The sequence below is a fragment of the Streptomyces sp. NPDC041200 genome, assembly GCF_055591805.1.
On sequence record NZ_JBVIZF010000005.1, the window covers coordinates 136,602 to 161,732 of the forward strand.

23 protein-coding genes and 2 pseudogenes are annotated in these 25,131 nt (G+C 73.3%); 10 read left to right on the forward strand and 15 right to left on the reverse strand.

Features of this window, described 5'->3' with window-relative positions:
• Positions 1-13 precede the first annotated feature (13 nt).
• Positions 14-607: a TetR/AcrR family transcriptional regulator gene (locus ACZ6CL_RS15855; RefSeq protein WP_468936340.1), complete on the forward strand. Its 594-nt coding sequence runs from the start codon at positions 14-16 to the stop codon at positions 605-607.
• A gap of 49 nt (positions 608-656) precedes the next feature.
• Here ACZ6CL_RS15855 and ACZ6CL_RS15860 read toward each other — a convergent pair whose 3' ends face one another.
• A complete protein-coding gene (locus tag ACZ6CL_RS15860) occupies positions 657-1,871 on the reverse strand; it encodes an acyl-CoA dehydrogenase family protein (RefSeq protein ID WP_468936343.1) in 1,215 nt (404 codons plus the stop codon).
• 8 nt (positions 1,872-1,879) lie between these two features.
• A complete protein-coding gene (locus ACZ6CL_RS15865) occupies positions 1,880-2,902 on the reverse strand; it encodes a phosphotransferase family protein (protein WP_468936345.1) in 1,023 nt (340 codons plus the stop codon).
• A 206-nt stretch (positions 2,903-3,108) separates the two neighbouring features.
• Between ACZ6CL_RS15865 and ACZ6CL_RS15870 the strand changes: the two genes are divergently transcribed.
• Positions 3,109-4,035 (forward strand): NADP-dependent oxidoreductase, encoded by a 927-nt coding sequence (locus ACZ6CL_RS15870; protein ID WP_468936347.1) that lies wholly within the window; start codon positions 3,109-3,111, stop codon positions 4,033-4,035.
• 49 nt (positions 4,036-4,084) lie between these two features.
• Here the strand turns inward: ACZ6CL_RS15870 and ACZ6CL_RS15875 are convergent, their stop codons facing one another.
• Genes ACZ6CL_RS15875 through ACZ6CL_RS15890 form a run of 4 tightly spaced genes read right to left on the reverse strand, consistent with a single transcriptional unit; the run spans position 4,085 to position 6,045 of the window.
• The gene (locus ACZ6CL_RS15875) at positions 4,085-4,405 is read right to left on the reverse strand and encodes a DUF202 domain-containing protein (protein WP_468936349.1); all 321 of its coding nucleotides are present in this window, start codon (positions 4,403-4,405) and stop codon (positions 4,085-4,087) included.
• The gene (locus ACZ6CL_RS15880; protein ID WP_468936352.1) at positions 4,393-4,800 is read right to left on the reverse strand and encodes a YidH family protein; all 408 of its coding nucleotides are present in this window, start codon (positions 4,798-4,800) and stop codon (positions 4,393-4,395) included. Before ACZ6CL_RS15880 ends, ACZ6CL_RS15875 begins: the two co-directional genes overlap by 13 nt.
• A complete protein-coding gene (locus tag ACZ6CL_RS15885; protein WP_468936354.1) occupies positions 4,797-5,333 on the reverse strand; it encodes an NUDIX hydrolase in 537 nt (178 codons plus the stop codon). The genes ACZ6CL_RS15880 and ACZ6CL_RS15885 overlap by 4 nt, the downstream gene beginning before the upstream one ends.
• A 28-nt stretch (positions 5,334-5,361) precedes the next feature.
• Positions 5,362-6,045 (reverse strand): hypothetical protein, encoded by a 684-nt coding sequence (locus tag ACZ6CL_RS15890; protein ID WP_468936356.1) that lies wholly within the window; start codon positions 6,043-6,045, stop codon positions 5,362-5,364.
• 271 nt (positions 6,046-6,316) lie between these two features.
• On the opposite strand from ACZ6CL_RS15890, the gene ACZ6CL_RS15895 reads away from it, so the two are divergent.
• The 4 genes from ACZ6CL_RS15895 (at position 6,317) to ACZ6CL_RS15910 (ending at position 10,656) form a co-directional block, all read left to right on the forward strand.
• Positions 6,317-7,972 (forward strand): FAD-binding dehydrogenase, encoded by a 1,656-nt coding sequence (locus ACZ6CL_RS15895; RefSeq protein ID WP_468936358.1) that lies wholly within the window; start codon positions 6,317-6,319, stop codon positions 7,970-7,972.
• A 126-nt stretch (positions 7,973-8,098) separates the two neighbouring features.
• Positions 8,099-8,839: a molybdopterin-dependent oxidoreductase gene (locus ACZ6CL_RS15900; protein WP_468936361.1), complete on the forward strand. Its 741-nt coding sequence runs from the start codon at positions 8,099-8,101 to the stop codon at positions 8,837-8,839.
• Complete coding sequence (locus ACZ6CL_RS15905; RefSeq protein WP_468936364.1) at positions 8,823-9,548, forward strand: cytochrome b/b6 domain-containing protein; 726 nt, start codon at positions 8,823-8,825, stop codon at positions 9,546-9,548. Before ACZ6CL_RS15900 ends, ACZ6CL_RS15905 begins: the two co-directional genes overlap by 17 nt.
• 61 nt (positions 9,549-9,609) lie before the next feature.
• Positions 9,610-10,656 carry a glycoside hydrolase family 6 protein gene (locus tag ACZ6CL_RS15910; protein ID WP_468936367.1) on the forward strand — a complete coding sequence of 349 codons (1,047 nt, stop codon included), beginning with the start codon at positions 9,610-9,612 and terminating at the stop codon, positions 10,654-10,656.
• A gap of 17 nt (positions 10,657-10,673) precedes the next feature.
• Here ACZ6CL_RS15910 and ACZ6CL_RS15915 read toward each other — a convergent pair whose 3' ends face one another.
• A complete protein-coding gene (locus tag ACZ6CL_RS15915) occupies positions 10,674-12,581 on the reverse strand; it encodes a glycosyltransferase family 2 protein (protein ID WP_468936370.1) in 1,908 nt (635 codons plus the stop codon).
• A 295-nt stretch (positions 12,582-12,876) separates the two neighbouring features.
• Between ACZ6CL_RS15915 and ACZ6CL_RS15920 the strand changes: the two genes are divergently transcribed.
• Complete coding sequence (locus tag ACZ6CL_RS15920; protein ID WP_468936372.1) at positions 12,877-14,076, forward strand: glycosyltransferase; 1,200 nt, start codon at positions 12,877-12,879, stop codon at positions 14,074-14,076.
• A gap of 22 nt (positions 14,077-14,098) precedes the next feature.
• Here ACZ6CL_RS15920 and ACZ6CL_RS15925 read toward each other — a convergent pair whose 3' ends face one another.
• Positions 14,099-15,049: an AraC family transcriptional regulator gene (locus ACZ6CL_RS15925; protein WP_468936375.1), complete on the reverse strand. Its 951-nt coding sequence runs from the start codon at positions 15,047-15,049 to the stop codon at positions 14,099-14,101.
• Positions 15,050-15,144: 95 nt separating this feature from the next.
• On the opposite strand from ACZ6CL_RS15925, the gene ACZ6CL_RS15930 reads away from it, so the two are divergent.
• Positions 15,145-15,984, forward strand: a complete 840-nt coding sequence (locus tag ACZ6CL_RS15930) for a Rossmann-fold NAD(P)-binding domain-containing protein (RefSeq protein WP_468936377.1) — start codon at positions 15,145-15,147, stop codon at positions 15,982-15,984.
• Positions 15,985-15,991: 7 nt separating this feature from the next.
• Here ACZ6CL_RS15930 and ACZ6CL_RS15935 read toward each other — a convergent pair whose 3' ends face one another.
• From ACZ6CL_RS15935 to ribA, 4 genes are all read right to left on the reverse strand, one after another.
• Positions 15,992-18,121 carry a xanthine dehydrogenase family protein molybdopterin-binding subunit gene (locus ACZ6CL_RS15935; protein ID WP_468936379.1) on the reverse strand — a complete coding sequence of 710 codons (2,130 nt, stop codon included), beginning with the start codon at positions 18,119-18,121 and terminating at the stop codon, positions 15,992-15,994.
• Positions 18,118-19,128 (reverse strand): FAD binding domain-containing protein, encoded by a 1,011-nt coding sequence (locus ACZ6CL_RS15940; protein WP_468936382.1) that lies wholly within the window; start codon positions 19,126-19,128, stop codon positions 18,118-18,120. Before ACZ6CL_RS15940 ends, ACZ6CL_RS15935 begins: the two co-directional genes overlap by 4 nt.
• Positions 19,125-19,697 carry a 2Fe-2S iron-sulfur cluster-binding protein gene (locus ACZ6CL_RS15945; protein WP_468936385.1) on the reverse strand — a complete coding sequence of 191 codons (573 nt, stop codon included), beginning with the start codon at positions 19,695-19,697 and terminating at the stop codon, positions 19,125-19,127. Before ACZ6CL_RS15945 ends, ACZ6CL_RS15940 begins: the two co-directional genes overlap by 4 nt.
• 146 nt (positions 19,698-19,843) lie before the next feature.
• On the reverse strand, positions 19,844-20,521 hold the full coding sequence (ribA, locus tag ACZ6CL_RS15950) for a GTP cyclohydrolase II (RefSeq protein ID WP_385445656.1): 678 nt from the start codon (positions 20,519-20,521) through the stop codon (positions 19,844-19,846).
• Positions 20,522-20,629: 108 nt separating this feature from the next.
• Between ribA and ACZ6CL_RS15955 the strand changes: the two genes are divergently transcribed.
• Both ACZ6CL_RS15955 and ACZ6CL_RS15960 read left to right on the forward strand, forming a co-directional pair.
• Positions 20,630-21,391, forward strand: coding sequence for a creatininase family protein (locus ACZ6CL_RS15955; protein WP_468936803.1), 762 nt, complete (start codon positions 20,630-20,632; stop codon positions 21,389-21,391).
• Positions 21,388-22,029, forward strand: a pseudogene (locus ACZ6CL_RS15960) (RibD family protein); the annotation flags it as partial. The gene ACZ6CL_RS15955 and the pseudogene ACZ6CL_RS15960, both read left to right, overlap by 4 nt.
• A 165-nt stretch (positions 22,030-22,194) precedes the next feature.
• Here the strand turns inward: ACZ6CL_RS15960 and ACZ6CL_RS15965 are convergent.
• The 3 genes and pseudogenes from ACZ6CL_RS15965 to ACZ6CL_RS15975 form a co-directional block, all read right to left on the reverse strand.
• Positions 22,195-23,139: pseudogene (locus ACZ6CL_RS15965) on the reverse strand (lysylphosphatidylglycerol synthase transmembrane domain-containing protein); the annotation flags it as partial.
• Entirely contained in the window at positions 23,136-23,993 is an 858-nt protein-coding gene (locus ACZ6CL_RS15970) for a class I SAM-dependent methyltransferase (protein WP_468936389.1), read from the reverse strand. The gene ACZ6CL_RS15970 and the pseudogene ACZ6CL_RS15965, both read right to left, overlap by 4 nt.
• A complete protein-coding gene (locus ACZ6CL_RS15975; RefSeq protein ID WP_468936392.1) occupies positions 23,990-25,114 on the reverse strand; it encodes a glycosyltransferase family 4 protein in 1,125 nt (374 codons plus the stop codon). The genes ACZ6CL_RS15970 and ACZ6CL_RS15975 overlap by 4 nt, the downstream gene beginning before the upstream one ends.
• Positions 25,115-25,131 lie beyond the last annotated feature (17 nt).

A 25,131-nucleotide genomic window follows, 5' to 3' on the forward strand; every position in this document is an offset into this window, starting at 1 on the left:
GCGGGTGGCGACCATGCCCAGAACGACGAACGGCGACGGACAGCCGGTGCCGCGGCGGCTGCTGGCCGCCGCCACCCGCCTCTTCGCGGAGCGCGGGTTCGACCGGACGTCCGTCCAGGAGATCGTCGAGGCGGCGGGGGTCACCAAGGGAGCCCTGTACCACTACTTCGGCTCCAAGGACGATCTGCTCCACGAGATCTACAGCCGGGTGCTCCGCCTCCAGCAGGAACGGCTCGACGGCTTCGCGGACGCGGACGCTCCCGTCGAGCGGCGGCTGCGGGACGCGGCGGCCGACGTCGTCGTGACCACCATCGAGAACCTCGACGACACCACGATCTTCTTCCGGTCGATGCACCATCTGAGCCCGGAGAAGTACAAGCAGGTACGGGCCGAACGGCGCCGCTACCACGAGCGGTTCCGCGCGCTCGTCGAGGAGGGGCAGCGGACCGGGGTGTTCTCCGCCGACACCCCGGCGGACCTGGTGGTCGACTACCACTTCGGCTCCGTGCACCACCTGGGCACCTGGTACCGCCCCGGCGGCTCCCTGGCCCCCCAGCAGGTGGCAGACCACCTGGCCGACCTCCTGCTCCGCGCCCTGCGGCCGTAGCTGTACGAAGAGGGGGCGCCCACACCGTGGGCGCCCCCTCCTCCCGTCACTACAGGTACCGCTTCAGCTCCCGCCGCGCCAGCGACCGCTGGTGCACCTCGTCCGGCCCATCGGCCAGCCGCAGCGTACGCGCCGCCGCCCACAGCTCCGCCAGCGGGAAGTCCTGGCTGACCCCGCCCGCGCCGTGCAGCTGCACCGCCTGGTCCAGGATGTCCACCACCGTCCGCGGCGTCGCGATCTTGATGGCCTGGATCTCGGTGTGCGCCTCCCGGTTGCCCACCGTGTCCATCATCCAGGCCGTCTTCAGCACCAGCAGCCGCAGCTGCTCGACCGCCACCCGCGCGTCCGCGATCCACTCGTGGACCTGCCCCTGCTGGGCGAGCGCCTTGCCGAACGCCTGGCGGCCCACCGCCCGTCGGCACATCAGCTCGATCGCCCGCTCGGCCATGCCGATCAGCCGCATGCAGTGGTGGATCCGGCCGGGGCCCAGCCGGGCCTGGGCGATGGCGAAGCCGCCGCCCTCCTCGCCGATGAGGTTGGCGGCCGGGACCCGGGCGCCGTGGAAGACGACCTCGGCGTGGCCGCCGTGGTAGTGGTCCTCGTAGCCGTACACCTTCATCGCCCGCCGCACCTCGACCCCGGGCGTATCGCGCGGCACCAGCACCATGGACTGCTGGCGGCGCACGTCCGCGCCCTCCGGATCGGTCTTGCCCATCACGATGAAGATCTTGCAGTCGGGGTTCATCGCCCCGGAGATGTACCACTTGCGCCCGGTGATGACGTAGTCGTCGCCGTCCCGCTCGATCCGGGTCTCGATATTGGTCGCGTCGGACGAGGCCACCTCGGGCTCGGTCATCGCGAAGGCCGACCGGATCTCGCCCGCGAGCAGCGGCTCCAGCCACTGCTTGCGCTGCTGCTCGTTGCCGAACTGGGTGAGCACCTCCATGTTCCCGGTGTCCGGCGCGGCGCAGTTGAGGGCGGTGGGGGCGAGCTGGGGGCTGCGGCCGGTGATCTCGGCGAGCGGGGCGTACTGGAGGTTGGTCAGCCCGGCCCCGTACGCGGAGTCGGGCAGGAACAGGTTCCACAGCCCCTGCTTACGGGCTTCCGCCTTCAGCTCCTCCACGACGGCCGGGGTGTCCCAGGGCGAGCCGAGCTTGTCGCGCTGCTGCCCGGCGACCTCCTCGGCCGGGTAGACGTGTTCGTCCATGAAGGTCAGCAGTTTGGCGCGGAGTTCTTCGGTGCGGGCGTCGAATGCGAAGTCCATGAGGTGTCTCAGCTCTCCTGGAGGGTGGTGAGGCCGTTGTCGATGAAGGCCGGGACGATCGCGCCGATGCGGTCGAAGCCCGCGCCCAGGGTCTGTCCGAGGGTGAAGCGGTAGTGGATGCCCTCCAAGATCACCGCGAGCTTGAAGTAGGCGAAGGCGGTGTACCAGGCGATGCCGCTGACGTCCCGCCCCGAGCCCTCGGCGTACCGCTGGACCAGTTCGTCGGTGCCGGGGTGGCCGGGGGCGCCCTGGGTGGAGGAGATGGGCGCGTCGTCGAGGGTCGGATGTTCGCTGTACATCACGATCAGGCCGAGGTCGGTCAGGGGATCGCCGAGCGTGGACATCTCCCAGTCGAGGATCGCCTTGATCCGGTCGTCGGTCCCCACGAGGACGTTGTCCAGGCGGTAGTCGCCGTGCACCACGGTGGGCGCGGGGGAGGCGGGCAGCGCCTTGGCGAGCCGGGCGTGCAGTTCGTCGATGCCGGGCAGGTCACGACTGCGCGAGGCCTCCAGCTGCTTGCCCCAGCGCCGCAACTGCCGCTCCAGGAAGCCCTCCGGCCGCCCGAAGTCGCCGAGCCCGACCGCGGCGGGGTCGACGGAGTGCAGCGCGACGAGCGTGTCCACCAGGGACAGCACCACGCCCCGGGTGCGCTCCGGACCGATGACGGCCAGCTGCTCGGCCGTACGGTACGGAGTGCCCTCCACGTACTCCATGACGTAGAACGGCGCCCCGGCCACCTCCTCGTCCTCGCACAGCAGCACCGGCTCCGGCACCGGCACGCTGGTCGGGTGCAGCGCGCTGATCACCCGGTGCTCGCGGCGCATGTCGTGGGCGGTGGCCAGCACATGCCCCAGCGGCGGGCGGCGGACCACCCAGCGGGAGGTGCCGTCGGTGACGGCGTAGGTGAGATTCGACCGGCCGCCCTCGATCAGCTCCGCGCTCAGCGGGCCGCCCACCAGCCCCGGACGCTCACGGTCGAGATGTGCGCGGAGCCGCGTCAGATCGAGTCCTGGCGGATTGCCTGCGTTCATCGAATCTCTTCTTCCCTGGGAGGCGGGCGGCGGATGGGGTCACTCCATGTCCACCTCATGATGCCGACCAGTCGGTATGCCGTCCAGTGCCCGACCGCCCCCGGTTCTGTATCGGCCCGGGGTGGATTTGCGGGGGCGGTTCCCGAGCAGGAGCGTCGTAGGGGGAGCGGGGGCAACGACGCCAGGAACCGCGAGGAGCAGCCACCATGAAGGCCATCAGCTACCGCCGCTACGGCGGCCCCGAGGTCCTCGAATTCGGCGAGGTCCGGGACCCCAAGGTCGGTCCCGACTCGGTGCTGGTCAGGGTCAGGGCCGCCGCCGTGAACCCCGTCGACTGGAAGGCGCAGGCCGGATATCTCGACCCCGTCCTGGACGCCGTCTTCCCGGTCATCCCGGGCTGGGACGTCGCCGGAGTGGTGGAGCGGACCGGACCGGCGGTGACCGGGTTCCAGGAGGGGGACGAGGTGATCGGGTACGTGCGCGAGGACTTCCTGTCCCGGGGCACCTGCGCCGAGTACGTGGCCGCGCCCCTGCGCACGCTCGCCCGCAAGCCGCGCAACCTCACCTTCGAGCAGGCCGCGGGCATCCCGCTGGCGGGGCTGACGGCCTACCAGACGCTGGTCGGCGCGCTGCGGGTCGGCGAGGGCGACACGGTGCTGGTGCACGCGGCCGCCGGGGGCGTCGGCTCGATGACGGTGCAGCTGGCCAGGCACCTGGGCGCCCGCGTCATCGGGACGGCCGGTGAGCACAACCACGACTATCTGCGGACGCTGGGCGCCGAGCCGATCGTCTACGGGGAGGGGCTCGCGGGGCGGGTGCGGGCGCTCGCCCCCGACGGGGTGCAGGCCGCGTTCGACCTGGTCGGCGGCGACGCCCTCACCGCCTCCGCGGAGGTGCTGGCTTCCGGCGGACGGCTGGCCTCCATCGCCGACCCGGCGGTCCTCGGCCTCGGCGGCCACTACGTCTTCGTGCGCCCCGACCCCGACGACCTCCAGGACCTGACCGACCTCGCCGAGCGCGGCGCGCTGGGGGTCGAGGTGTCGGCGACGTACCCGCTGGAGCGGACGGCGGAGGCGCAGCAGCGCAGCGCGGAGGGCCACACCCGCGGCAAGATCGTCATCACGGTGGACTAGGGCACGCCTGGCGTTCGGGTGCGCCCCGGAGGTGAACCGAGCCTCAAAATCAACGCAGCATCGCCGCGCCGCACACCGCCGCGCCCATCACGCACGCCACCGCCGCCACCGCCGCGCGCGGCGTCAGGAGTGGCGGGCGCGGGGCGTGCAGGTGGCGGACGCGGTGGTGGGCCACGGCCACGAAGGCCAGCCAGGACAGGGCGACCAGCGACAGGGCGAGCACCGGGAGCGGGCCGAGGCCCGCGTGCAGGGTCTGCCGCCCGGCGAGCGAGGCGGACACGGCGCAGGCCAGCGTCGTACGCCGCCACGCCAGCCGGGTGCGCTCCGGCTGGAGCCCGGGGTCCCGTACCGGCTCGGTCACCCGCCCCACCCCACGGCGACGACGATCACCATCAGCAGCGCGACCACCCCGACGGCCAGCCCCAGCATCACCGGGAAGCGCGACACCGGCAGATCCTCGCCGCGCCGCATGGCCCGCTCGCAGCGGATCCAGTGGTTGATGGCGCGCAGGGCGCACACCGCGCCGCCCGCGAGCAGGACGAGCGCGAGGGCCAGCCGCAGCGGGCGGCCGGTGTCCGGCAGGAACTGGTCGACCGCGAAGCCGCCGCCCACCAGGGCCATCGCGGTGCGCAGCCAGGCGAGGAAGGTGCGCTCGTTGGCGAGCGAGAAGCGGTAGTCGGGGGTGTCGCCCTCCTCGCGGAGCCGTTCGGGCGCGAACCACAGCCGGGCGCTCGCCACGGCGTCGCCAAGTCTGCTTCCGGTCACGGGGTGGGCCTCTCGCGGCGCCAGTCCAGCAGCCGCCGGTACGCCTCCGCGCCGTCCGGCACCCACTCCCACTCGGTGAGCCGCCGCTTCAGCTCCTCCTCGGTGAGGAAGGCGTGCCAGGCGATCTCGTCTTCCTGCGGTGCGACGGGGAGGTCGCAGCGGACCTCGTAGACCCGGCTCCACCAGGTGTGCTCGGGCGTGTCGTAGAGGAAGGAGAACAGCGGTACGGGCGCGGGGAGCCCCTGGACGCCCAGCTCCTCCTCCGCCTCCCGCAGCGCCGCCTCGTCGTAGCTCTCGCCCGCTCCGACGACCCCGCCGACGAACATGTCGTACAGCGAGGGGAAGACCAGCTTCCGGTCGGTGCGGCGGTGGACGAAGACGCGGTCCTGGGCGTCGCGTACGAGGATGAAGGCGCAGCGGTGGCGCAGCCGGTGGGCGGTGGCGTCACCGCGGCGGGCCTGGCTGATCACCCGGTCCTGCTCGTCCACGATGTCCAGCAGTTCGTCGGCGGAAAGCGGCTCCTGATCAGGCATACGGCCATACAAGCAGATGGCGCCGCGGTCAGCGTGAGGGGCCACCGCCGTGGGGGCCGCCGTAGCCGCCCTGGCCGCCGTACGGGCCGGAGCCGCCGCCCTGTCCGTACGGGCCGCCGCCGTTCCCCTGGCCGTTCCCCCAGTGCCCCTGGCCCTGCCCCTGGCCGCCCGCGGGCGGCTGTTCGGCCTGCTGCCGGGCCTGCTCGGCCCAGCGCTTCCAGGCCTCGGCCCGCTCCTGCCACTGCGCGGCCCGTTCCGGCCAGGACCGGGCCGGGTCGGAGCGCTGGCCGGACGACGGGGTGCGGGACTCGGCGGCGGGGGCGGCCGGGGTCCGGGTGGCCGGCTGCGCGGCGGGCGCCGGGTCAGCGGGCTCGGTGGTGCGCGAGCCGCGCAGCGGCTTGTCGCCGACGGCCGACTCGGCGAGCGCGGCGGTCTTCGGCTCGGGCGCGTCGGGGGTGGCGGTCGAGGAGTCGCGGCCCGGGGCTGCCTGGGCCTCGCGCGCGTCCTTGCCCATGAGCATGAAGAGCGCGGTGGCCGCGCCGGTGGCGGACAGCAGGATCGCCCCGGCGGCCGCCTTGCGCCGCGGGTCGATGCCCCGGCGGCGGGCGCGGGCGTGCCGGGGGCCGATGACCTCGCCCTGGAGGATGTGCGGGGTGACGGCGTCGCCCGCCTCGATGGGCTGAGGGCCGGGGGTGACAAGTGTCGGATTCACGATGCGCTTGTCCGCCGGATACGGCGGCCCGGATTGCCCAACGGAGCGGTCAGCCATGGTCGTTGATGATGCCGGTTTGGCTGAACCCTGTCCAATAGTGATGAGGGATTGTTCCCATTTGCTGCACAAGAGAGCTATAGCCTGAGGGTGACCGTGTCCGGAAAGCGCTCTCACCCTGCTTTTCGGACCAGTTGACGCCGTACTGACCGGTAGGCAGGATCGCACCCGACGGCACCGTCGACCGGCTGACGAGGACGGGATACCACCAACCATGGCGTACGACGCGGATGTGATCGTGGTCGGGGCGGGCCTGGCGGGGCTCGCGGCCACCGCCGAGCTGGCCGACGCGGGCCGCAAGGTCATCCTCCTCGACCAGGAGCCCGAGCAGTCGCTCGGCGGCCAGGCCCACTGGTCCTTCGGCGGCCTCTTCCTCGTCGACTCGCCCGAACAGCGGCGGCTGCGCGTCCGCGACAGCCGCGACCTCGCCTGGCAGGACTGGCTGGGCACGGCCGGTTTTGACCGCGACGAGGACCACTGGCCGCGCCGCTGGGCCGAGGCGTACGTGGACTTCGCGGCGGGCGAGAAGCGGTCCTGGCTGCACGCCCAGGGGCTGCGGCTGTTCCCCCTCGTCGGCTGGGCCGAGCGCGGCGGCTACGACGCGACCGGCCACGGCAACTCCGTACCCCGCTTCCACATCACCTGGGGCACCGGCCCGGGTGTCGTCGCCCCCTTCGAGCGCCGGGTGCGCGCCGCGGCCGCCCGTGGCCTGGTCGACCTGCGCTTCCGGCACCGGGTCACCGGGCTCTCGCGGAGCGCGGGCGCCGTCGACACCGTCACCGGGGAGGTGCTGGAGCCCAGCCGCGCCGAGCGGGGCACGGCGAGCAGCCGCGAGGTGACCGGCTCCTTCGAGCTGCGTGCCCAAGCCGTGATCATCACCTCCGGCGGCATCGGCGGCAACCACGACCTCGTACGCGCCAACTGGCCCGAGCGGCTGGGCTCCCCGCCCGAGCGGATGATCTCCGGCGTCCCCGCGCACGTGGACGGCAAGATGCTCGGCGTCGCGGAGGCCGCCGGTGGCCGCCTCATCAACCGCGACCGGATGTGGCACTACACCGAGGGCATCGAGAACTGGAACCCGATCTGGCCCCGGCACGGCATCCGCATCCTGCCCGGCCCCTCGTCGCTGTGGTTCGACGCGCGCGGACACAGGCTCCCGGTCCCGCTCTTCCCCGGCTTCGACACCCTCGGCACCCTCGAACACATCATGCGGACCGGGTACGACTACACGTGGTTCGTCCTCACAAGGAAGATCATCGAGAAGGAGTTCGCGCTCTCCGGCTCCGAGCAGAACCCGGATCTGACGGGCAAGAGCGTCCGCGATGTGCTGGGGCGCGGGCGGGCCGGTGCGCCGGGGCCGGTCCAGGCGTTCATGGACCACGGCGCGGACTTCGTCGTCGAACGCTCGCTGCCCGCCCTGGTGCGGCGGATGAACGAACTGACCAAGGACCCGCTCATCGACGAGGCCGAGCTGCGCCGCGAGATCGTGGCCCGGGACCGCGAGATCGCCAACCCGTACACCAAGGACCTCCAGATCACCGCCCTGCGCGGGACCCGTAAGTACATCGCCGACCGGCTCATCCGCACCGCTGCCCCGCACCGCATCCTCGACCCCAAGGCAGGCCCGCTGATCGCCGTGCGGCTGAACATCCTCACCCGCAAGACGCTTGGCGGGCTGGAGACGGATCTGTCGTCGCGGGTGCTGACGGAGGGCGGGGAGCCGCTGCCCGGCGTCTACGCGGCGGGCGAGGCGGCGGGTTTCGGCGGCGGGGGCGTGCACGGCTACCGCTCGCTGGAGGGCACCTTCCTGGGCGGCTGCCTCTTCTCGGGGCGGACGGCGGGGCGCGCGGCGGCCCGGGCGGTGTCGTAGAGCCACCGCCGCAAGCCACCGCCGCAAGCCGCAGCGCGCACTGTTCTGGGCGTTCAGTTCTGACGGAAGTCTGACGAAAAGCCACAGACGATGGCGCGCCACGCCGCCCGGTGGTCTCATCAGGGCATGGACGCAACCCCCGGCGACGGCGACGGCGGCGACGACCACGGAGCACCCGTCGGCCGCCGCATCCTCCTCGGCATGCTCGGCCTCGGCGCGGCCGGTATGGCCGTCGCCCCCTGGGCGCAGCGCGGGCTGGAGAAGACGCTCGGCGCGGTGTCCGCCAAGGACCCCACCGGGGTGACCGGGCTGCTGCCCAACGGCGGCGGTTTCCGGTACTACTCGGTGACGTCCTCCGTGCCGCACAAGGACGCCACGAGCTACCGCCTCACGGTCGGCGGGCTCGTCGACAAGCCCACCGACTACCGGCTCGCCGAGCTGCGCGCGCTCCCGCAGGCGCGGCTCGTGCGGGACGTCCAGTGCGTCACGGGGTGGCGGGTGCCGAAGACGCCGTTCGAGGGGGTGCGGCTGTCGACGCTGCTGGACGCCGCCGGGGTGAGCCCGCGCGCCAAGGCGGTCCGGTTCACCTGCTTCGACGGCGCGTACTCCGAGAGCCTCACCCTGGAGCAGGCGCGCCGCCCGGACGTCCTGGTGGCGCTGCGGATGCGGGACAAGCCGCTGGGTCACGACCACGGCGGCCCGGTCCGGCTCTATGTCGCGCCCATGTACTTCTACAAGTCGGCGAAGTGGCTCTCCGGCATCACCGTCACCGACGAGGTGCGCCCCGGCTACTGGGAGGACCGGGGGTACGACGTGGACGCCTGGGTCGGTAAGTCGAACGGACGCGACGATGCCCCCACTGTCTGAATCCCCGCTGCCCGAGGCCGCCCCGGCTCCGGCCGCCGCCGCGCGCCGGGTGCGCCGCTTCACGCCCGCCGAGCGCTGGATCCACCGCACGACGGCCGCCCTCCTGGGCGTGTGCGTGGTGAGCGCGGCCTGTCTGTACGTACCGGCGCTGGCCCAACTCGTGGGCCGCCGCGCGCTCGTGGTCACCGTCCACGAGTGGACCGGCATCCTGACGCCCGTCCCGGCCCTCCTCGGTCTCGCCTCCCGCGCCTTCCGGGCCGATCTGGGCCGCCTCAACCGCTTCGGGCCGCACGACCGCCGCTGGCTGCGGGCCGCGCTGCGCCGCGACCACAGCCCCGCGGAGCGCCCGGCGGGCAAGTTCAACGCGGGCCAGAAGGTGTACGCCGCCTGGACGGCGGGCGCGGTGCTGGTGATGGCGGTCACCGGATCGCTGATGTGGTTCACCGGGCTCGCCCCGCTGATGTGGCGTACCAGTGCCACGTTCGTCCACGACTGGCTGGCGCTGGCCGTCGGCATCGTGGTGATCGGGCACATGGGGAAGGCGCTCGCCGACCCGGAGGCGCGGCGCGGGATGCGCACCGGGCGGGTCGACCCGGGATGGGCCGCCCGCGAGCATCCGCTGTGGCGCGCGGAGGACGACGGCGGCGAGGGCGGCGGCGAGGACGGCGGCGGCGACGACCGGGGACACCCCGCACGCGGCGTCCGCTGAACCGTCGTCACTCGGTGCCATGATGCCTCGCATGCGCGAAAAAGGTCCAAAAAAGTCGGTTATGCGGCGATTGGCGAAGGTCGCCGCGGGTGGTGCCGTGGCGATGCTGCCGTTGTGCGGATGCCAGATGTTCGACTCCCCGCCGCGGGGCGGGCTCTGGGTGAACCCGAACGGACCGGCCGCCCGGCAGGTCCGTGCACAGGAGGACGCGGGAGGGAGCGAGGGAAAGAACGGAGGAAGGAACAACGACGCCGAGCTGATCCGGCGGATCGCACAGCAGCCGGTCGCCGAATGGCTCGGCCCGCGGCCCCCTCGCGAACGGGTGCGCTTCATCACCGAATCCGCGGCCCGGACCGGCACCACCCCGGTGCTGGTCGCCTACAACATCCCGCACCGGGACTGCGGCGGACACTCGGCGGGCGGCGCGGCGAACGGCGCGGCCTACCGGAGGTGGATCGAGCAGGTCGCGCTCGGTATCGGCGACCGCAAGGCGATCGTCGTGCTGGAGCCCGACGCGGTGGCGCAGGTCGTCGACCGCTGCGTACCCCGCCGCGTGGTCGGCCCCCGGCTGGTGCTGCTGCGCGACGCGGTCGCCGCGTTCGCCGCCCTGCCCCACGTCCGGGTGTATCTGGACGCCGGGCACGCGGGCTGGATCAAGAACCCCGCCCGGCTGATGATGCCGCTGCTCAAGAGCGGCATCGAGCAGGCGGACGGCTTCGCCCTGAATGTCTCCAACTTCCAGTCCACCGCCCGCACCAAGCGGTACGGTCACCGGCTGTCCCGCGCGGTCGGCGGAGCGCACTTCGTCATCGACACCAGCCGCAACGGCAACGGCCCGCTGCGGCGCGGGGGCAAGGCCCGGCACGGCGCCCGGTCGGGGGAGGCCTGGTGCAACCCGCCGGGGCGGGCGCTGGGCGAGCCGCCGAGCACCCGCACCGGGGACCGGCTGGTGGACGCGTACCTGTGGATCAAGCGGCCCGGCGAATCCGACGGGACGTGCAACGGCGGGCCCCCGGCGGGCCACTGGTGGCCCGAGTACGCGCTCGGCCTGGCCCGCAACGCCGACGGCCCGGGCCGCCGTCATGGACACGACCCGGGCCGCCACTGAGGCGCCGCCTTCCGGTATCACAGGGCGCACACCGCGTCCGGGTCCTTCGCCGGGACGCACGGACCCTCGCTGTCCGCCCGCGCGGTCGGTACGGCCGGCGCCGCCACTGGGCGGCGCCGGCCCCGCAGCACCCCGCCGCACCAGACGGCCACCGGCGCCAGGCACAGCGCGAGCGCGAGGACGGCCCACGCCCGCATCGCCGCGTGCGTGTGCCCCAGGAAGAACGAGGCCGCGAGCGAGGTGCCGAAGAGCCCGCCCCACAGCAGATGGATACGGAACGTGGAGAGCCGGTCCGGGCTGGACGAGTCGCCCTTGGGCGTGACCACGAACCGGCTCTTGCGCCGCAGTGCCGCGTCGAACAGCGACTTCACGTAGATCGGCGCGGACAGGGCGGAGAGCACCATTCCGGCGAGTCCGCCCGACCCCTCGGGCTCATGCGGGGAGACATTGTGGCGGCGGTTCCAGATGTACAGCCCGATCTGCAGCATGGCGGCGTCGCTGTAGAGCATCATCCACAGCTCGGCCGGGATGTCGAGCCCGGCCGCCCCCAGCATCAGGAACAGCGTGCAGGACAGCGCGGAGAGCACCCAGTTGACCGCGGTCATCGGGTAGTAGGTGATCAGCAGCGTGTAGTTGAGCAGCTTCCCCGGGGACAGCGTGAAGGGGGCCTTCCAGAACTGCTTGAGCACCGTCTCGTAGGTGCCCCGGCTCCACCGCATCTGCTGGGTGAAGAAGTCCGTCCAGGAGCTGGGGCCCTCGCCGACCGCGAGCACGTCCGGGGTGTAGACCGAGCGCCACTTCTTGCCGGTGGCCGGGTTGCGGTGGCGGTGAAGCTCGAAGCCGGTGGCCATGTCCTCGGTGATCGAGTCGTACAGTCCGCCGATGCCGCGCAGCGCGCTGATCCGCACCGCGTTGTTGGTGCCCACGAACATCGGGCTCCCATACGCGTTCCCGGCCCGCTGGATCAGCGCGTGGAACAGGAACTGCTGGCTTTCGGCGGCCTTCGTGACGGCGCCGTCGTAGTTTCCGTAGACCTGCGGCCCCACCACGAACGAGACATCCGGATCGCGGAAGTACCCCAGCATGCGCTCCAGGAAGTTCGGCAGCGGCACATGGTCGGTGTCCACACACGCCATGAATTCATAATCGTCGCCGTGCGCGTCCAGCCAGGCGTTGTAATTCCCGTGCTTCGTCCGCGCCCGGAAAGCGCCCTTCGGCTGGTTCCACTTCTCGATGCCCTTGCGCGAGAAGTGCCGTACGCCGAGTCGCGCGCACAGGTCCTTGACCTCCGCGTCGTCTCCCTCGTCCAGCAGCCAGACGTCCATCGTCCCCTGGTGCCGGATGCGCACCGCGCCCTCCAGCGTGGCCCGGACCATCGCGATCGGCTCCTTGCCGGGCACGAAACTCGTCAGGAACGCCACCCGGGTGCCGCGCTCGGCCGTGACCGGCACCGGATCCCGCGCCACCAGCGTCGCATGGGCGTTGGAGACGACCGTGACCAGCCGGAACGTCTCGATCAGCGCGATCGAGACCAGCATCGCGACATCCGCCGCGCTCTCCCACGCCGTCACATACGTGCGCGCCGCCCAGTGCTCCGGCCGCAGCAGCCAGAACAGCAGCAGCGCCGAGCACACCGGCGCCCCGCACAGCAGCAGCGCCGCCCGGAGCCGGTGCGGCTCCTGCGCCAGCAGACTGCGGCTGCGCACCCGGTACGGGCGGTCGGCGGGCGGCTCCGTCAGCGGGCCGGCCAGCTCGCTGTACCGCTTGTACTCGTACACCCCGGCCGGGCGGGGGAGCGCGGCCTCCGGGGCGGGGCGCGCATGCGGGGGTGCGGCGGCGTGCCCGGCGGTGCGCGCGGCGGGGGCGGCTCCCCGGCGCGCATGGGGTGCGTCTCTCGAATTTCTGACGGGGGTCTGTGCAGACATGGGCACTCCCGCGGGCTGTCTGGAAGCGAATATCGCGTCGCGATGACCCGGACGGACCACATTCGTCATGTCATCGCGCGAGATGAGAAGGTAACAATCGGATGTGGCGGTATTGCGTACATCGGATTTTCGGCGCGCCTCTGGCCATAGGTCGCGAAAGAGCCACCCTGACGGCCCATCAGTGCGCGTCTTACGTGATTTACATCCCGCGTTCTGGCAAGGTCGGATATCGCGTGAAAGACGGACACCACGCGAAACCACGGCGGAACAACGGAGGATGGGGCGGGGTCGCCCGATGAGAGTCCTGCACATCATCTCCCGCCTCGGCGCGGGCGGCGCCGAGCAGCAACTGCGGCTGCTGCTGCGCCATGTGCCGGTGCGCTGCGACGTGGTCGTCCTCGCCGCACCGGGCAGAACCGCCCACGGCATCCGCGCCGACGGCATCCCGGTCACGCATCTGCCGCTGGACGGCCGCGCGGGCGAGCTGCGGGCGCTGCCCGCCCTCGTGCGCACCATCCGCTCCGGCGGCTACGACCTGGTGCACACCCATCTCTACCGGGCCTGCGTCTACGGCCGGATCGCCGCCCGGCTGGCGGGCGTACGGGCCGTCATCGCCACCGAACACGCCCTGGGCGAGCGCAGCGTCGACGGCCGCCCCCTGAACCCCGCCGTCCGCGCCCGCTATCTGGCCGCCGAACGGCTGGGCTCGGCCACCGTCGCCGTCTCCGCCGCCGTCGCCGACCGGCTGCGCGACTGGGGCGTGCCCAACCACCGCATCCATCTGGTGCCCAACGGCATCGACGCCCGCCACTTCCGCTTCACCCCCGCCGCCCGCGCCGCCGCCCGGGCCCGCCTGGCCATCCCCGAACACGCCTTCGTCGTCGGCGCGGTCGGCCGCCTGGTGGCCGCCAAGCGGTTCGACACGGCGGTACGGGCCGTTGCCAACGTCCCCGGGGCCCGGCTGCTGCTGGTCGGCGAGGGCCCCGAGCGTCCCGCCCTGGAGGACCTGGCCGCCCGGCTCGGGGCGGCCGACCGCATCCGGCTGCTGGGGGAGCGGGACGGGGCCGTGGCCTCGCCCGACGACCGGCCCGCCGGGCTGCCGGGGCTGCTGGCCGCCATGGACGTACTGGTGTCGCCGTCCGCCGAGGAGGCGTTCGGGCTCGCCGCGCTGGAAGCCCTCGCGGCCGGTCTGCCCGTGCTGCACACCGTCTGCCCGGCCCTCGACGAACTCCCCTCGGCCGCCGCGCCCGCCGCCCGCCGCATCGCCCCCGGCGCGGCCGCCCTCGCCGACGCGCTGCGCCGCCAACTGGCCGCGGGCCCGCGGCGGTACCCGGTGCCGGACGCGGTCGAGCGGTACGACATCGCCCGCGGCGTCCGTCGCCTCATGGACCTCTACGACCGCACCACCACCTGCGGCCCGGACGGCTGTCTGCGGGGCCCCGCGGCGGGGATGCGAGCGGTACGCGGCGGGGAGCGCGGCGCCCCGACGGGGTGAGCCGGCGTCTCCGTGCGGCCGGTCAGCGCGCGGGGTCCGCGGAACCGCGGGCGCGGTGCTCCCGCGGGCTGACGCCCCGTTCCCGCTTGAACGCCGCGGACAGCGCGAACCCACTGCCGTACCCGACCCGCCGGGCCACCGCCGTGAGCGTCGCGTCCGGCTCGCGCAGCAGATCGGCCGCGAGCGCCAGCCGCCAGCCGGTCAGATACGCCATCGGTGGCTCGCCCACCAGCGCGGTGAAGCGGCGGGCCAGCGCCGCCCGCGAGACGCCCGCCTTCGCGGCCAGCCCCGCCACCGTCCACGCATGTGCCGGGTTGTTCTGCAGCAGCCGCAGCGCATGGCCCACCACCGGATCGCCCAGCGCCCGGTACCAGGCCGGGGCCCGCGCCTCCGGCCGGGCGAACCAGGCCCGCAGCACGGCGATCAGCAGCAGGTCCAGCAGCCGGTCCAGCACCGCCGACTGCCCCGCCTCGTCCCGCACGATCTCCTCGCCGAGCCAGGGCATCAGCGGGCAGTCCCACACCTCCCCGTCCAGCACCAGCAGCGGCGGCAGCGCGTCCAGCAGCCGCCCGCTGATCTCCCCGTCCAGCAGATAGGTGCCGATGAGCAGCGTCGTCGAACCGTCCGCGCTGTTGCCCCAGCTGCGCACGCCCAGCGCCATCGACTCGGCCAGATCCCGGCCGTCCGCCGTCCGGCACTCCTCGTTCGGCAGGATCCACGCCTGCGGCGGGGTGTCCGGGGAGTCCGCCACCGTGTACGGGGCCGGGCCGCGCACCACCGCCACGTCCCCCGGGCCCAGCCGCCGCGGCTCACCCGCGCCGGGCACCACCCACGCCTCGCCGCGCGCCACCGTCATCAGACACAACGGGGCCCGGTCCTCGATCCGCACCGACCACGGCGGCTCCATCACGGCCCGCAGCAAAAAGGCCTCCCGGGCCCGGGGCCCGTCCAGCAGGTTCGCCAGCGCGTCCATGCCGCACATCGTAGGCGCGCAGTCGTAGACGCACGCTTATGTGGATGAGCCTCTCGACCATGGCCCGTCTCACCGCACCCCAGTTGACTGTCCGTATGACCACAACGCAGCAGACGCAGCACACGACCACGCTGGTGCTCGGCGGCACCGGCAAGACCGGCCGCCGGATCGCCGAGCGGCTGACCGCCGCCGGGCGGCCGGTCCGTATCGGCTCCCGCACCGGCGAGCCGCGCTTCGACTGGGAGGACCGCACCACCTGGGCGCCCGCGCTGCGCGGCGCCGGCGCCGCGTACCTCGCGTACTACCCCGACATCGCCGACCCGGGCGCCGCCGCCACCCTCCGGGCCTTCGCCGAACAGGCCGTCCGCGGCGGCACCCGGCGGCTGGTGCTGCTCTCCGCGCGCGGCATGGACGCGACGCTGCCCGCCGAGCGGGCCGTGGCGGTGGACGGCGCCGCGTGGACGATCCTCCGGGCGAGCTGGTTCTTCCAGAACTTCAGCGAGGGCGTCCTGCGGGACGGCGTGCTCGGCGGTGAGATCGTCTTCCCCGCCGGGGACGTCAAGGAGCCCTTCATCGACGCCGACGACATCGCGGACGTCGCGGTCGCGGCCCTCACCGGGGACGGGCACGCGGGGCGGATCCACGACCTCACCGGGCCCCGGCTCCTGACCTTCGCCGAGGTGGCCGGGGAGATCGCGCGGGCGAGCGGACGCGAGGTGCGCTACGCGCCGGTCTCCGTCGAGGAGTACGGGACGGTGCTGAGCGGCCACGGGCTCCCGGACGACCTCGTCGGCTTCCTGACCGAGCTGTTCGGCACGCTCCTGGACGGCCGTAACGCACAGCTGACGGACGGCGTCCAGCGCGCGCTGGGCCGCGTGCCGCGCGATATCGCCGACTTCGCGCGCGACGCGGCCGCGGACGGCACCTGGGACTGAGCAGGAGTCAGGACACCAGCTTGTCGCAGGTGATCGGCAGATCGCGCACCCGCACACCCGTCGCATGGTGCACCGCGTTGGCGATGGCCGCGGCCGTGCCGACGATGCACACCTCGCCGACCCCCTTGGCACCCATCACATTGGTGTGCGGGTCCGACGCGTCCACCCAGTGCGCCTCGACCGTGTGCACATCGGCGTTGGCGGCGATGTGGTACTGGGCGAAGTCCTGGTTGACCACATGCCCGAAGCGCGGATCCAGCACGCTGTGTTCGTACAACGCCATCGACATGCCCTGCGTCATGCCGCCCAGCAGCTGCGACCGGGCGGTCCTCGGGTTGATGACCCGGCCCACGTCGAACATCCCGAGCAGCCGCGGTACCCGGATCTCCCCGGTGTCCGCGTCCACCCGCACCTCGGCGAACTGCGCCCCGAAGCTGTGCATCGCGTACCGCTCGGCGTCGGGGTTCGCGGGCATGTCGGCGGTGACCTCCAGGCCGTCCGGCGGGACCACGCCGCCGTGCTCGGTCTTGAGGAGCGTCCCCAGCTGGGTGGCGGCCTCCGCGATCGACGAACCCCAGCTGTTGATGCCGGAGGAGAACCCGGCGGGGGAGGCGTTCGGCAGGGTGGTGTCCCCGATCCGCAGCTCCACCCGCTCGACCGGCACGCCGAGCGCGTCCGCGGCGATCTGGGTGAGCGCCGTCCAGGTTCCGGTGCCCAGGTCGGCGGCGGCGATCAGCACCGTGCAGTGCCCGTCCGGCGCGATCCGGACCGTCGCCGCGTTCCCCGGGAGGCGCGGCGAGGGATACGTGGAGACGGCCACCCCGGTCCCGATCAGCCAGCGCCCCATCCGGCGCGCCCGGGGCGTCGGATCGCGCCGCTCCCAACCGGCCCGGCGGGCGCCCTCGCGCAGACAGGCCACCAGATGGCGGCTGGAGAACGGCAGTCCCGACTCGGGGTGGACGTCCGGCTCGTTGCGGACACGGAACTCCACCGGGTCCATGCCGCACGCGATCGCCATCTCGTCCATCGCCGACTCCAGCGCGAACATGCCCTGCGCCTCGCCCGGCGCCCGCATGATCGTCGGCACCGGGATGTCCAGCGGGGCCAGCCGGTGGGTGGTGCGCCGGTGCGGGGCGGCGTACAGCAGCCGGGTGCACACGGCGGTCTGGTCGGCGTACCCCTTGGCGCGGGCGGTCTGTTCGACCACGTCATGGGTGACGGCGGTGAGCCTGCCCTCGGCGTCGGCGCCCAGCCGGACGCGCTGGATCGACGCCGGGCGGAAGCCCACCAGCGCGAACATCTGCTGGCGGGTCAGCGTGAACTTCACCGGCCTGCGCACGGTCCGCGACGCCATCGCGGCGAGCACCGCGTAGCTGTGCGGATACACCTTCGACCCGAACCCGCCGCCGACGTGCGGGGACACCACCCGCACCCGGCCCGGTTCGAGCCCCAGCGTGGCGGCGATCAGATCGCGGCTCATGGTGGCGCCCTGCGTGGAGCAGTACACCAGCAGCTCGCCGTCGGTCCAGGTGACCACGGCGGTGTGCGGCTCCATCGGGTTGTTGTGGTGCATCGGCGTGGTGTACGTGGCGTCCAGCGTGGTGTGCGCGGCGGCCAGCGCCGCGTCGGGGTCGCCGAGGACGCTGTCGGCGGGGGAGCCGTCCTGGAGTTCGCCACCGCCCTGGCCGAACTGGGCGGCGTCCAGCGGCTTGTAGAGGTCGTCGCGGTCCTCGCGCAGCGCGGTGTCGGGCGGGCGCTGCTCGTAGGTGAACCGCACCAGGCCCGCCGCGTACCGGGCCGTCTCCGGGGTCTCCGCGACCACCGCGCCGGTGAACTGCCCGCGCCAGGCCACCTCGTCGGACTGCAGCACGGCCAGCTCCGGGTCATCGGGGATGGTCAGCCGCGGCGCGGTGAGATGGGTGAGGACGGCCAGCACTCCCGGCTCGGCCTCCGCGGCGGACGTGTCCACCCCGGTGATCCGCCCGGCGGCGATGGTGGCCTGGAGCGGGTGGAGGTAGGCGGGGTGCTCGACGGGCCACTCGAAGGCGTAGGTGGCGGTGCCGGTGACCTTCAGCGCGCCGTCGATCCGGCGCAGTGGCGTGCCGACCGCCCGCGGCCGCTCCCTGACCTCGCTCATCGGGCCACCTCCAGCAGATCGAGCAGCGTGGCGACGAGGGTGTTGCGGGCGAGCGTCATCTTGAAGGCGTTGCCCGGCAGCGGCTCCGCCTGGGCCAGTTCGGCCGCGGCGGCGTCCCGGAAGCTGTCCCATGTCGCGGGCGCGCCGCGCAGCGACTCCTCGGCCTTCCACGCCCGCCACGGCTTGTGCGCCACGCCGCCCAGCGCGATGCGTACGTCGCGTACGGTCCCGCCGTCCGCGATGTCCAGCGCGGCGGCGACCGACACCAGCGCGAACGCGTACGAGGCGCGGTCGCGCACCTTGCGGTAGCGGGAGGTGGCGGTGAAATCGGGCGGCGGCAGCTCCACGGCCGTGATCAGCTCCCCGCGCCGCAGCACCGTGTCCTGCTCGGGGGAGTCGCCGGGCAGCCGGTGCAGCTCGGTCAGCGGGACGCGCCGCTCGCCGTCCGGGCCCTGGGCCCCCTCGACGCCCTGGACGCAGACCATGGCATCGAGCGCCGCCAGCGCGACCGCCATGTCGGAGGGGTGGGTGGCCACGCAGGAGGGCGAGGCGCCGAGGATCGCCATATCGCGCTGATGGCCCTCCAGCGCCGAACAGCCCGACCCCGGCTCGCGCTTGTTGCACGGGGTGGTCACGTTCTGGAAGTACGGGCAGCGGGTGCGCTGCAACAGGTTCCCGCCGGTGGTGGCGAGGTTGCGCAACTGGCCCGAGGCGCCCGCCAGCACGGCCTGCGAGAGCACCGGATAGCGCCGCCGGACCCGCCGGTCGGCGGCCAGATCGCTGTTGGGAACGGCGGCGCCGATGCGCAGGGCCCCCTCCGGCAGCTCCTCGATCCGGTCCGAGGTGAGCCGCCGGACGTCGATCAGGACCTCGGGGGTCGCCACCTCCAGCCGCATCAGGTCCACCAGGTTCGTCCCGCCGGCCAGATAGGCCGCCTCGGGCTCCTCGGCCAGCGCGGTCACGGCCGCCGACACGGTGTCGGCACGCTCGTAGCGGAAGGGTTTCATCGGCGCCCCTCGTGGTGGGGTGCGGCCTCCTGGCGGTGTGCCACGTCGGCGATGGCGGGGACGATGTTGGCGTACGCTGCGCAGCGGCACAGGTTGCCGCTCATGCGCTCGGCGATCTCCTCGTCGTCCAGCACCACATCGGCGGCGTTCGGATCCTTGGCGACGGCGCTCGGCCAGCCCTCCGCCGCCTCGCGCAGCATGCCCACCGCCGAGCAGATCTGGCCGGGCGTGCAGTAGCCGCACTGGAAGGCGTCATGGGCGATGAAGGAGCGCTGCAGCGGATGCAGCCCGTCGCCCTCCCCGTCACCACCAGCGCCGTCCCCGCCGTTCACCAGGCCCGCGGCCGTGACGATGTCGGCGCCCTGGTGGGCCACCGCCAGCGCCAGGCAGGCCAGGGCGCGGCGGCCGTCGAGCAGGATCGTGCAGGCGCCGCACTGGCCATGGTCACAGCCCTTCTTGGGGCTGGTGTTCCCCAGCCGCTCGCGGAGGGCGTCCAGCAGCGTCGTACGGGTGTCGACGGTGAGCCGGTGCTCCGTACCGTCCACCCGGAGCGTGATCTCCACGTCCATGCTTCACATCATCGGACATATGTGCACTGATCGCCCGTTCTAGACCAAGCGGACGAGTCCCGACCGGGTGCACGAGATCGCTGACGGCGCGGTGGGTCGGCTATCCGCCCCGCCGCGCCATCGGCTCCACCGGTTCCGCGCGCCGCTCAGGACCGCTCGGCGCCGCCGTCGACGGACGACAGCACGCCGTCCAGATGCGGCAGGTAGTGGTCCATCCGCTCCCGCTTGGTCAGCAGGTACGGCAGGTTCTCCTCGCACGGCTGGATCAGCAGCGGAACCTGCTCGCTGATCTTGATGCCGTGGCGCAGCAGCGCCTCCCGCTTGCGCGGGTTGTTGGAGAGCAGCCGTATGGAGCGGACCCCGAGGTCGTGCAGCATCTCCGCCGCCACCTGGTAGTCGCGGGCGTCGTCCGGGAGGCCGAGGGCGAGGTTGGCCTCGACCGTGTCGAGCCCTTCCGCCTGCAGCTGCATCGCCTGGAGCTTGGCCAGCAGGCCGATGCCCCGGCCCTCGTGGCCACGGAGGTAGACGAGGATGCCCCGCCCCTCGCTCACGATGGCGCGCAGCGCCGCGGACAGTTGGTCGCCGCATTCGCAGTGCCGGGAGCCGAAGGCGTCTCCGGTCAGGCACTCGGAATGCACGCGCGTCAGTGCGTCCTCGCCCTTGACGTCGCCGTATACCAGCGCGATCTGTTCATCTCCGCGATTGTGGTCCTGGTAGCCGAAGGCGAGAAAATCGCCGTGCACGGTGGACAGCCGGAGATTCACCACTCGTTCGACATCCGATCGACGAGCGCTGTCGACCAACACGCTATCACTTGCTGTCATGTTGCAACCCTATCTGGTAAACGCCGGGTGGCGTAGGGGAAAATGGCAAAGTCGGCCGGGTGATTGGCCGCGCATCCCGTAGCACGAAGAACGAAAGGCCCGAAGAACATGAGCGATTCGGAAACGCCGGACCAGTGGGCCTCGGGGCTCCTGCCGCCAACGACCACGGAGGAGGTGCGGGACCTGCGGGCCGGCGTCGCCGTCCTGCCCATCGGCAGCTTCGAGCAACACGGCGCGTATCTCCCGCTGGTGACGGATACGGTCATCGCCTGCACCATCGCCAGGGAGATCGCCGCAGCGTATCCGGTCCAACTCCTCCCGCCCGTCACGGTTTCGTGCTCGCACGAACACGCCGACTGGCCGGGCACCGTCTCCATATCCGCCGCGACCCTGTACTCCGTGGTGCGCGACATCGCCGGATCGCTGCGCCGCTCGGGTATCGGTTCGCTGATTCTGGTGAACGGACACGGCGGAAATTACGTCCTGCGCAACATTGTTCAGGAATCCGCCGGGACCGGTACCCGCATGGCGCTTTTCCCGGGCTCGGCCGACTGGGACACGGCCCGCACCAGGGCCGGTGTCCTGACCCCGTCGTACAGCGATATGCACGCGGGGGAAGTGGAGACCTCCATCCTGTTGCATGCCCATCCCGAACTCGTCCGTCCCGGTTATGAAACCTCCGATTGTCTCGCCGACGACCGGAAGCATCTGCTGACTCTCGGTATGGCCGAGTACACCGAGTCCGGCGTCATCGGCCGTCCTTCCCTGGCATCCGCCGGGAAAGGAAAGGAACTTCTCGCCGCACTCACCGAATCCTTCGCCGAGTACCTTTCCCTGGTCGGGGACCGGCAGGAAACGGAGACGCGATGACGACCCTGGATACGGCACAGGCGTGGGAGCGGCTGCTCTCCATACGGACCGTGGCCGAGGCCCGGGCCGCCGGGCTGGTGCGCGGCGCGGACGGCGCGGTGCGCTGGCGGCAGGACGCCACCGCGGCGGCGGACGAACTCGCCGACCGCTACCTGCCGCTCTGCCTGGCCGGGCCGCGGCTGACGATCGCCCAGCTCGGCCAGAGCCTCGACGGGTTCATCGCGACCCGCACCGGCGACGCCGACTACGTCACCGGCGAGGAGGACCGGTGCCATCTGCACCGGCTGCGCGCCCTCACCGACGCCGTGGTGGTCGGGGCCGGGACCGCCATCGCGGACGACCCCCAGCTCACCGTGCGCGCCTGCGCCGGACCGCATCCGGTGCGCGTCGTCCTCGATCCGCGCGGCCGGGTACCTCACCATCGCCGGGTCTTCACCGACGGCTCAGCGCCGACCCTGTGGGCGGTGGGAGCGGACGCCCGCGACGGGCGGCCGGCGCCGGACGGAGTTGACGTACTGACCCTGCCGGACCGTGCCGCGTTCGCGCCGCAGCGCCTGGTGGAGGCGCTTGCGGCGCGCGGACTTGGCCGGGTACTGATCGAGGGCGGCGGCGTCACGGTGTCGCGCTTTCTGCATGACGGCGCGCTGCACCGCCTGTATGTCACCGTGGCACCGGTTCTGCTCGGCGACGGCATCCCGGGGCTCCGCTTCGACGGCACCCCGGTCATGCGCGACGCCCTGCGGCCCCGGACCCGCCGGGCCCGTCTCGGCGAGGACACCCTCTTCGAGCTGGACCTGGGGACGCCGCAGCCCGATGGCCCACTGACCGACCAGCACACCGAGACCGGGCAGGCTCGCGGCGAAGGTGAGCACCCCGTACACGACCGCGACCGTCAGCCCCTGGGCGGCGCCCAGGCCCGCGGAGCCGAAGGCCCAGGCGGTGACGCCCTCGCGGGGGCCCCAGCCGCCGACGTTCAGCGGCAGCGCCATGGCGAGCAGGGCCAGCACCATGATGGGCACCAGTTCGACCGCCGGGGCGGTTGATCCCGCGGCCCGCGCGGCCAGCAGGAACATCCCGAGGTAGCCCGCCAGTACCACGGCGGACGAGAACACGACCCCCGGCCAGCTCGCGCGGGCCAGCAGCCCGAGCCGCGCCTCGGTGAGCGCGGCGCGCAGCGCCCGGCGCCCCCGCGAGGTGCCGGGCCTGCGGCGCAGCCGTACGACGGCCAGGGCCCCGAGCCCGCACACCGCGATCAGCGCGGGTGCGGCGCCGGGCGTCGTGGCCACGGCGTGGAGCGCCTGGCGGATCCCGGCCAGGACGAGCGAGGGGTGGGCGAAGAGAATCGCCACGCCGACCATCACCAGCACCACCTGACCCGCCGTCCGCTCCAGCACCACCGCGCGCACGCCCCGGGCGACATCGCCCTCGGTGCGCCCGTGCCGTACCGCGCGGTGCACATCGCCGAGAACGCCGCCGGGCAGCGCCGCGTTGAGGAACTGCGAGCGGTAGTAGTCGGCGACGGCCTGGGGCAGGGGCAGTCGGATGCGCAGCGCCCGCGCCACCACGCACCAGCGCCAGGCGCTGAACGCGGTGGTCAGCAGGCCGAGTCCGAGCGCGGCCAGCAGGGTGAGGCCGTCGATGCGGCGCAGTCCGTCCAGGAACGCGCCGGTGCCCATCTGCCACAGCAGCACCGCGATGATGGCCGCTCCGGCGAGGGTGCCGAGCCGCGCCCGGATCGTCGCGCTCATGACACGCCGCCCGTCGGCCCGGCACTCACCGGCCGCGGCAGTGCCAGCAGGTCGTCGTGGTGCACCACCACCCGCAGCCCGCCCGCTTCGCACTCCGCCAGCCTGCGCCGCAGATACGTCTCGGCGCGCGGCTTCAGCTCCGGCCGGTGCTCCACCGCCGCGCCCACCCAGCCCCGCAGCCACTCCGCCGCCAGTGCCGACTCCCCGGCGCCCAGCAGCCAGGGGCTGGCGTGCGTCCGTACCGTCGCACCGTGCCGGGCGAAGGCCTCGGACGCCACCGCGACCGCGTCCGGACCCAGCAGACCGGAGCGGCGCTGGTGGGCGTTGAACGCCTCCGCGATCTCCGTGTCCAGCGGGTCCTCCGGGGTCAGATCGACCCGTCCCGCCACCGACAGCGCCAGCAGCACCGGGCAACCGGCCCCGGCACTGGCCGCGGCGAGCCCCTCCACCTCCTCGGCGGTGAGCACGTCCAGCAGCGCGGAGGCCGTGACCAGCGAGGCCCCCGCCAGATCGTCCGCGGTCAGCGAGCCCAGGTCACCGCGGCGCGTGCGCACCGTGACCGGGCTGCCGTCGGCGGCCGTACGCGGCGCCCGCTCGGCGGCCAGCTCCAGCAGAGCGGGATCGTGGTCGTGCAGGACCCACGCCTGCGGGCCGTCCAGCCGGGGCGCCAGCCACCGGCCCAGGGAGCCGGTGCCGCAGCCGAGGTCATGGATCACCCGCTCGGTGCCCTCGGGCGCCCCGGCGAACCGGGCACGCAGCGGCACCACGAGTTCGGGCGCGCGGGCGAGAGCGTCCGCGCCCTCGCGCAACTCCAGCCACTCGGGCGCGTACTGAGGCGTATCGGTGGTGGTCACGCGGCCCTCCGGGGTTCGCGGCGAAGTCGTTCCAGCGCACCGGCCAGATCCCGGACGGTCGTCTGCCAGCCGTCCAGCGCGGTGCGGCGGCCGCGGGCGGCCGTGATCAGCCGGCGGCGTACATCGGGGTCGCCCAGCCAGCGGCGCAGCGCCGCCCTGAGCGCGGCCGGGTCGTCCGGGGCGACGAGCAGGCCCGGCACACTGCCCTCGGGCGCGTGCCCGAGCGCCTCCGGAACCCCGCCCACGGCGGTGGCCAGCACCGGAACGCCGTGCGCCAGCGCCTCCGTCACCACCATTCCGTAGGTCTCGGCGTACGAGGCGAGCACCAGCAGATCGGCTCCCGCGAAGCTCGCCTCCAGCTCCGCGCCGCCGCGCGGACCGGTCAGCCGCACCCGGTCGCCGAGCCCGGTCGCCGCGATCAGCTCGCGGAGCCGCTCCACATAGCCGGGGTCCTGGTCGAGACCGCCGACGCACTCCAGCGTCCACGGCAGATCGGTGACCTCGGCCAGCGCCTCCACCAGCCGGTGCTGGCCCTTGCGCGGGGTCACCGAGGCGACGCACAGCAGCCGGGTGCCCTCGTCCGTGCCGGACGCCTGCGACGCCACATCGACGCCGGGCGCGGCCACATGGACCCGGCCCGGGTCCAGCCCGTGGTGCGCCACGAGACGGCGGGCCGCCCAGCCGCTGGTGGCCACGACGGCGGGCACCGCGCCCAGCGTCTTGCGCTCCAGCGCGTCCAGGTCCGCCGCCCGGCCGGGGGCCAGCCCCGTCTCCTCACCCAGCGGCAGATGCACCAGCACCCCGAGCCGCAGCCGCTCCGTCTCGGGAACGACGAGATAGGGGAGCGCGCAGGCGACGAGCCCGTCGAGGAGGACGATGCTGCCGTCCGCCAGCTCCGCGAGCAGCCGCGCCAGTTCCGCGCGCGCCACGGGCCCGGGCTGCGGCCAGCTGCCCGCGATCGTGTGCTCGTGGACGTCCCAGCCGATGCCGGGCAGCTCCCGGCAGATCCGCCGGTCGTACGTATTGCCGCCGCTCGGCGCGGCCGGGTCGTCCACCCCGCCGGGCATGACGACGTGCACCCGGCGCACCGGCGGCGGGGCGGCACCGCTGCCGAGACTCATCAGGCTCCCGGGGCTCT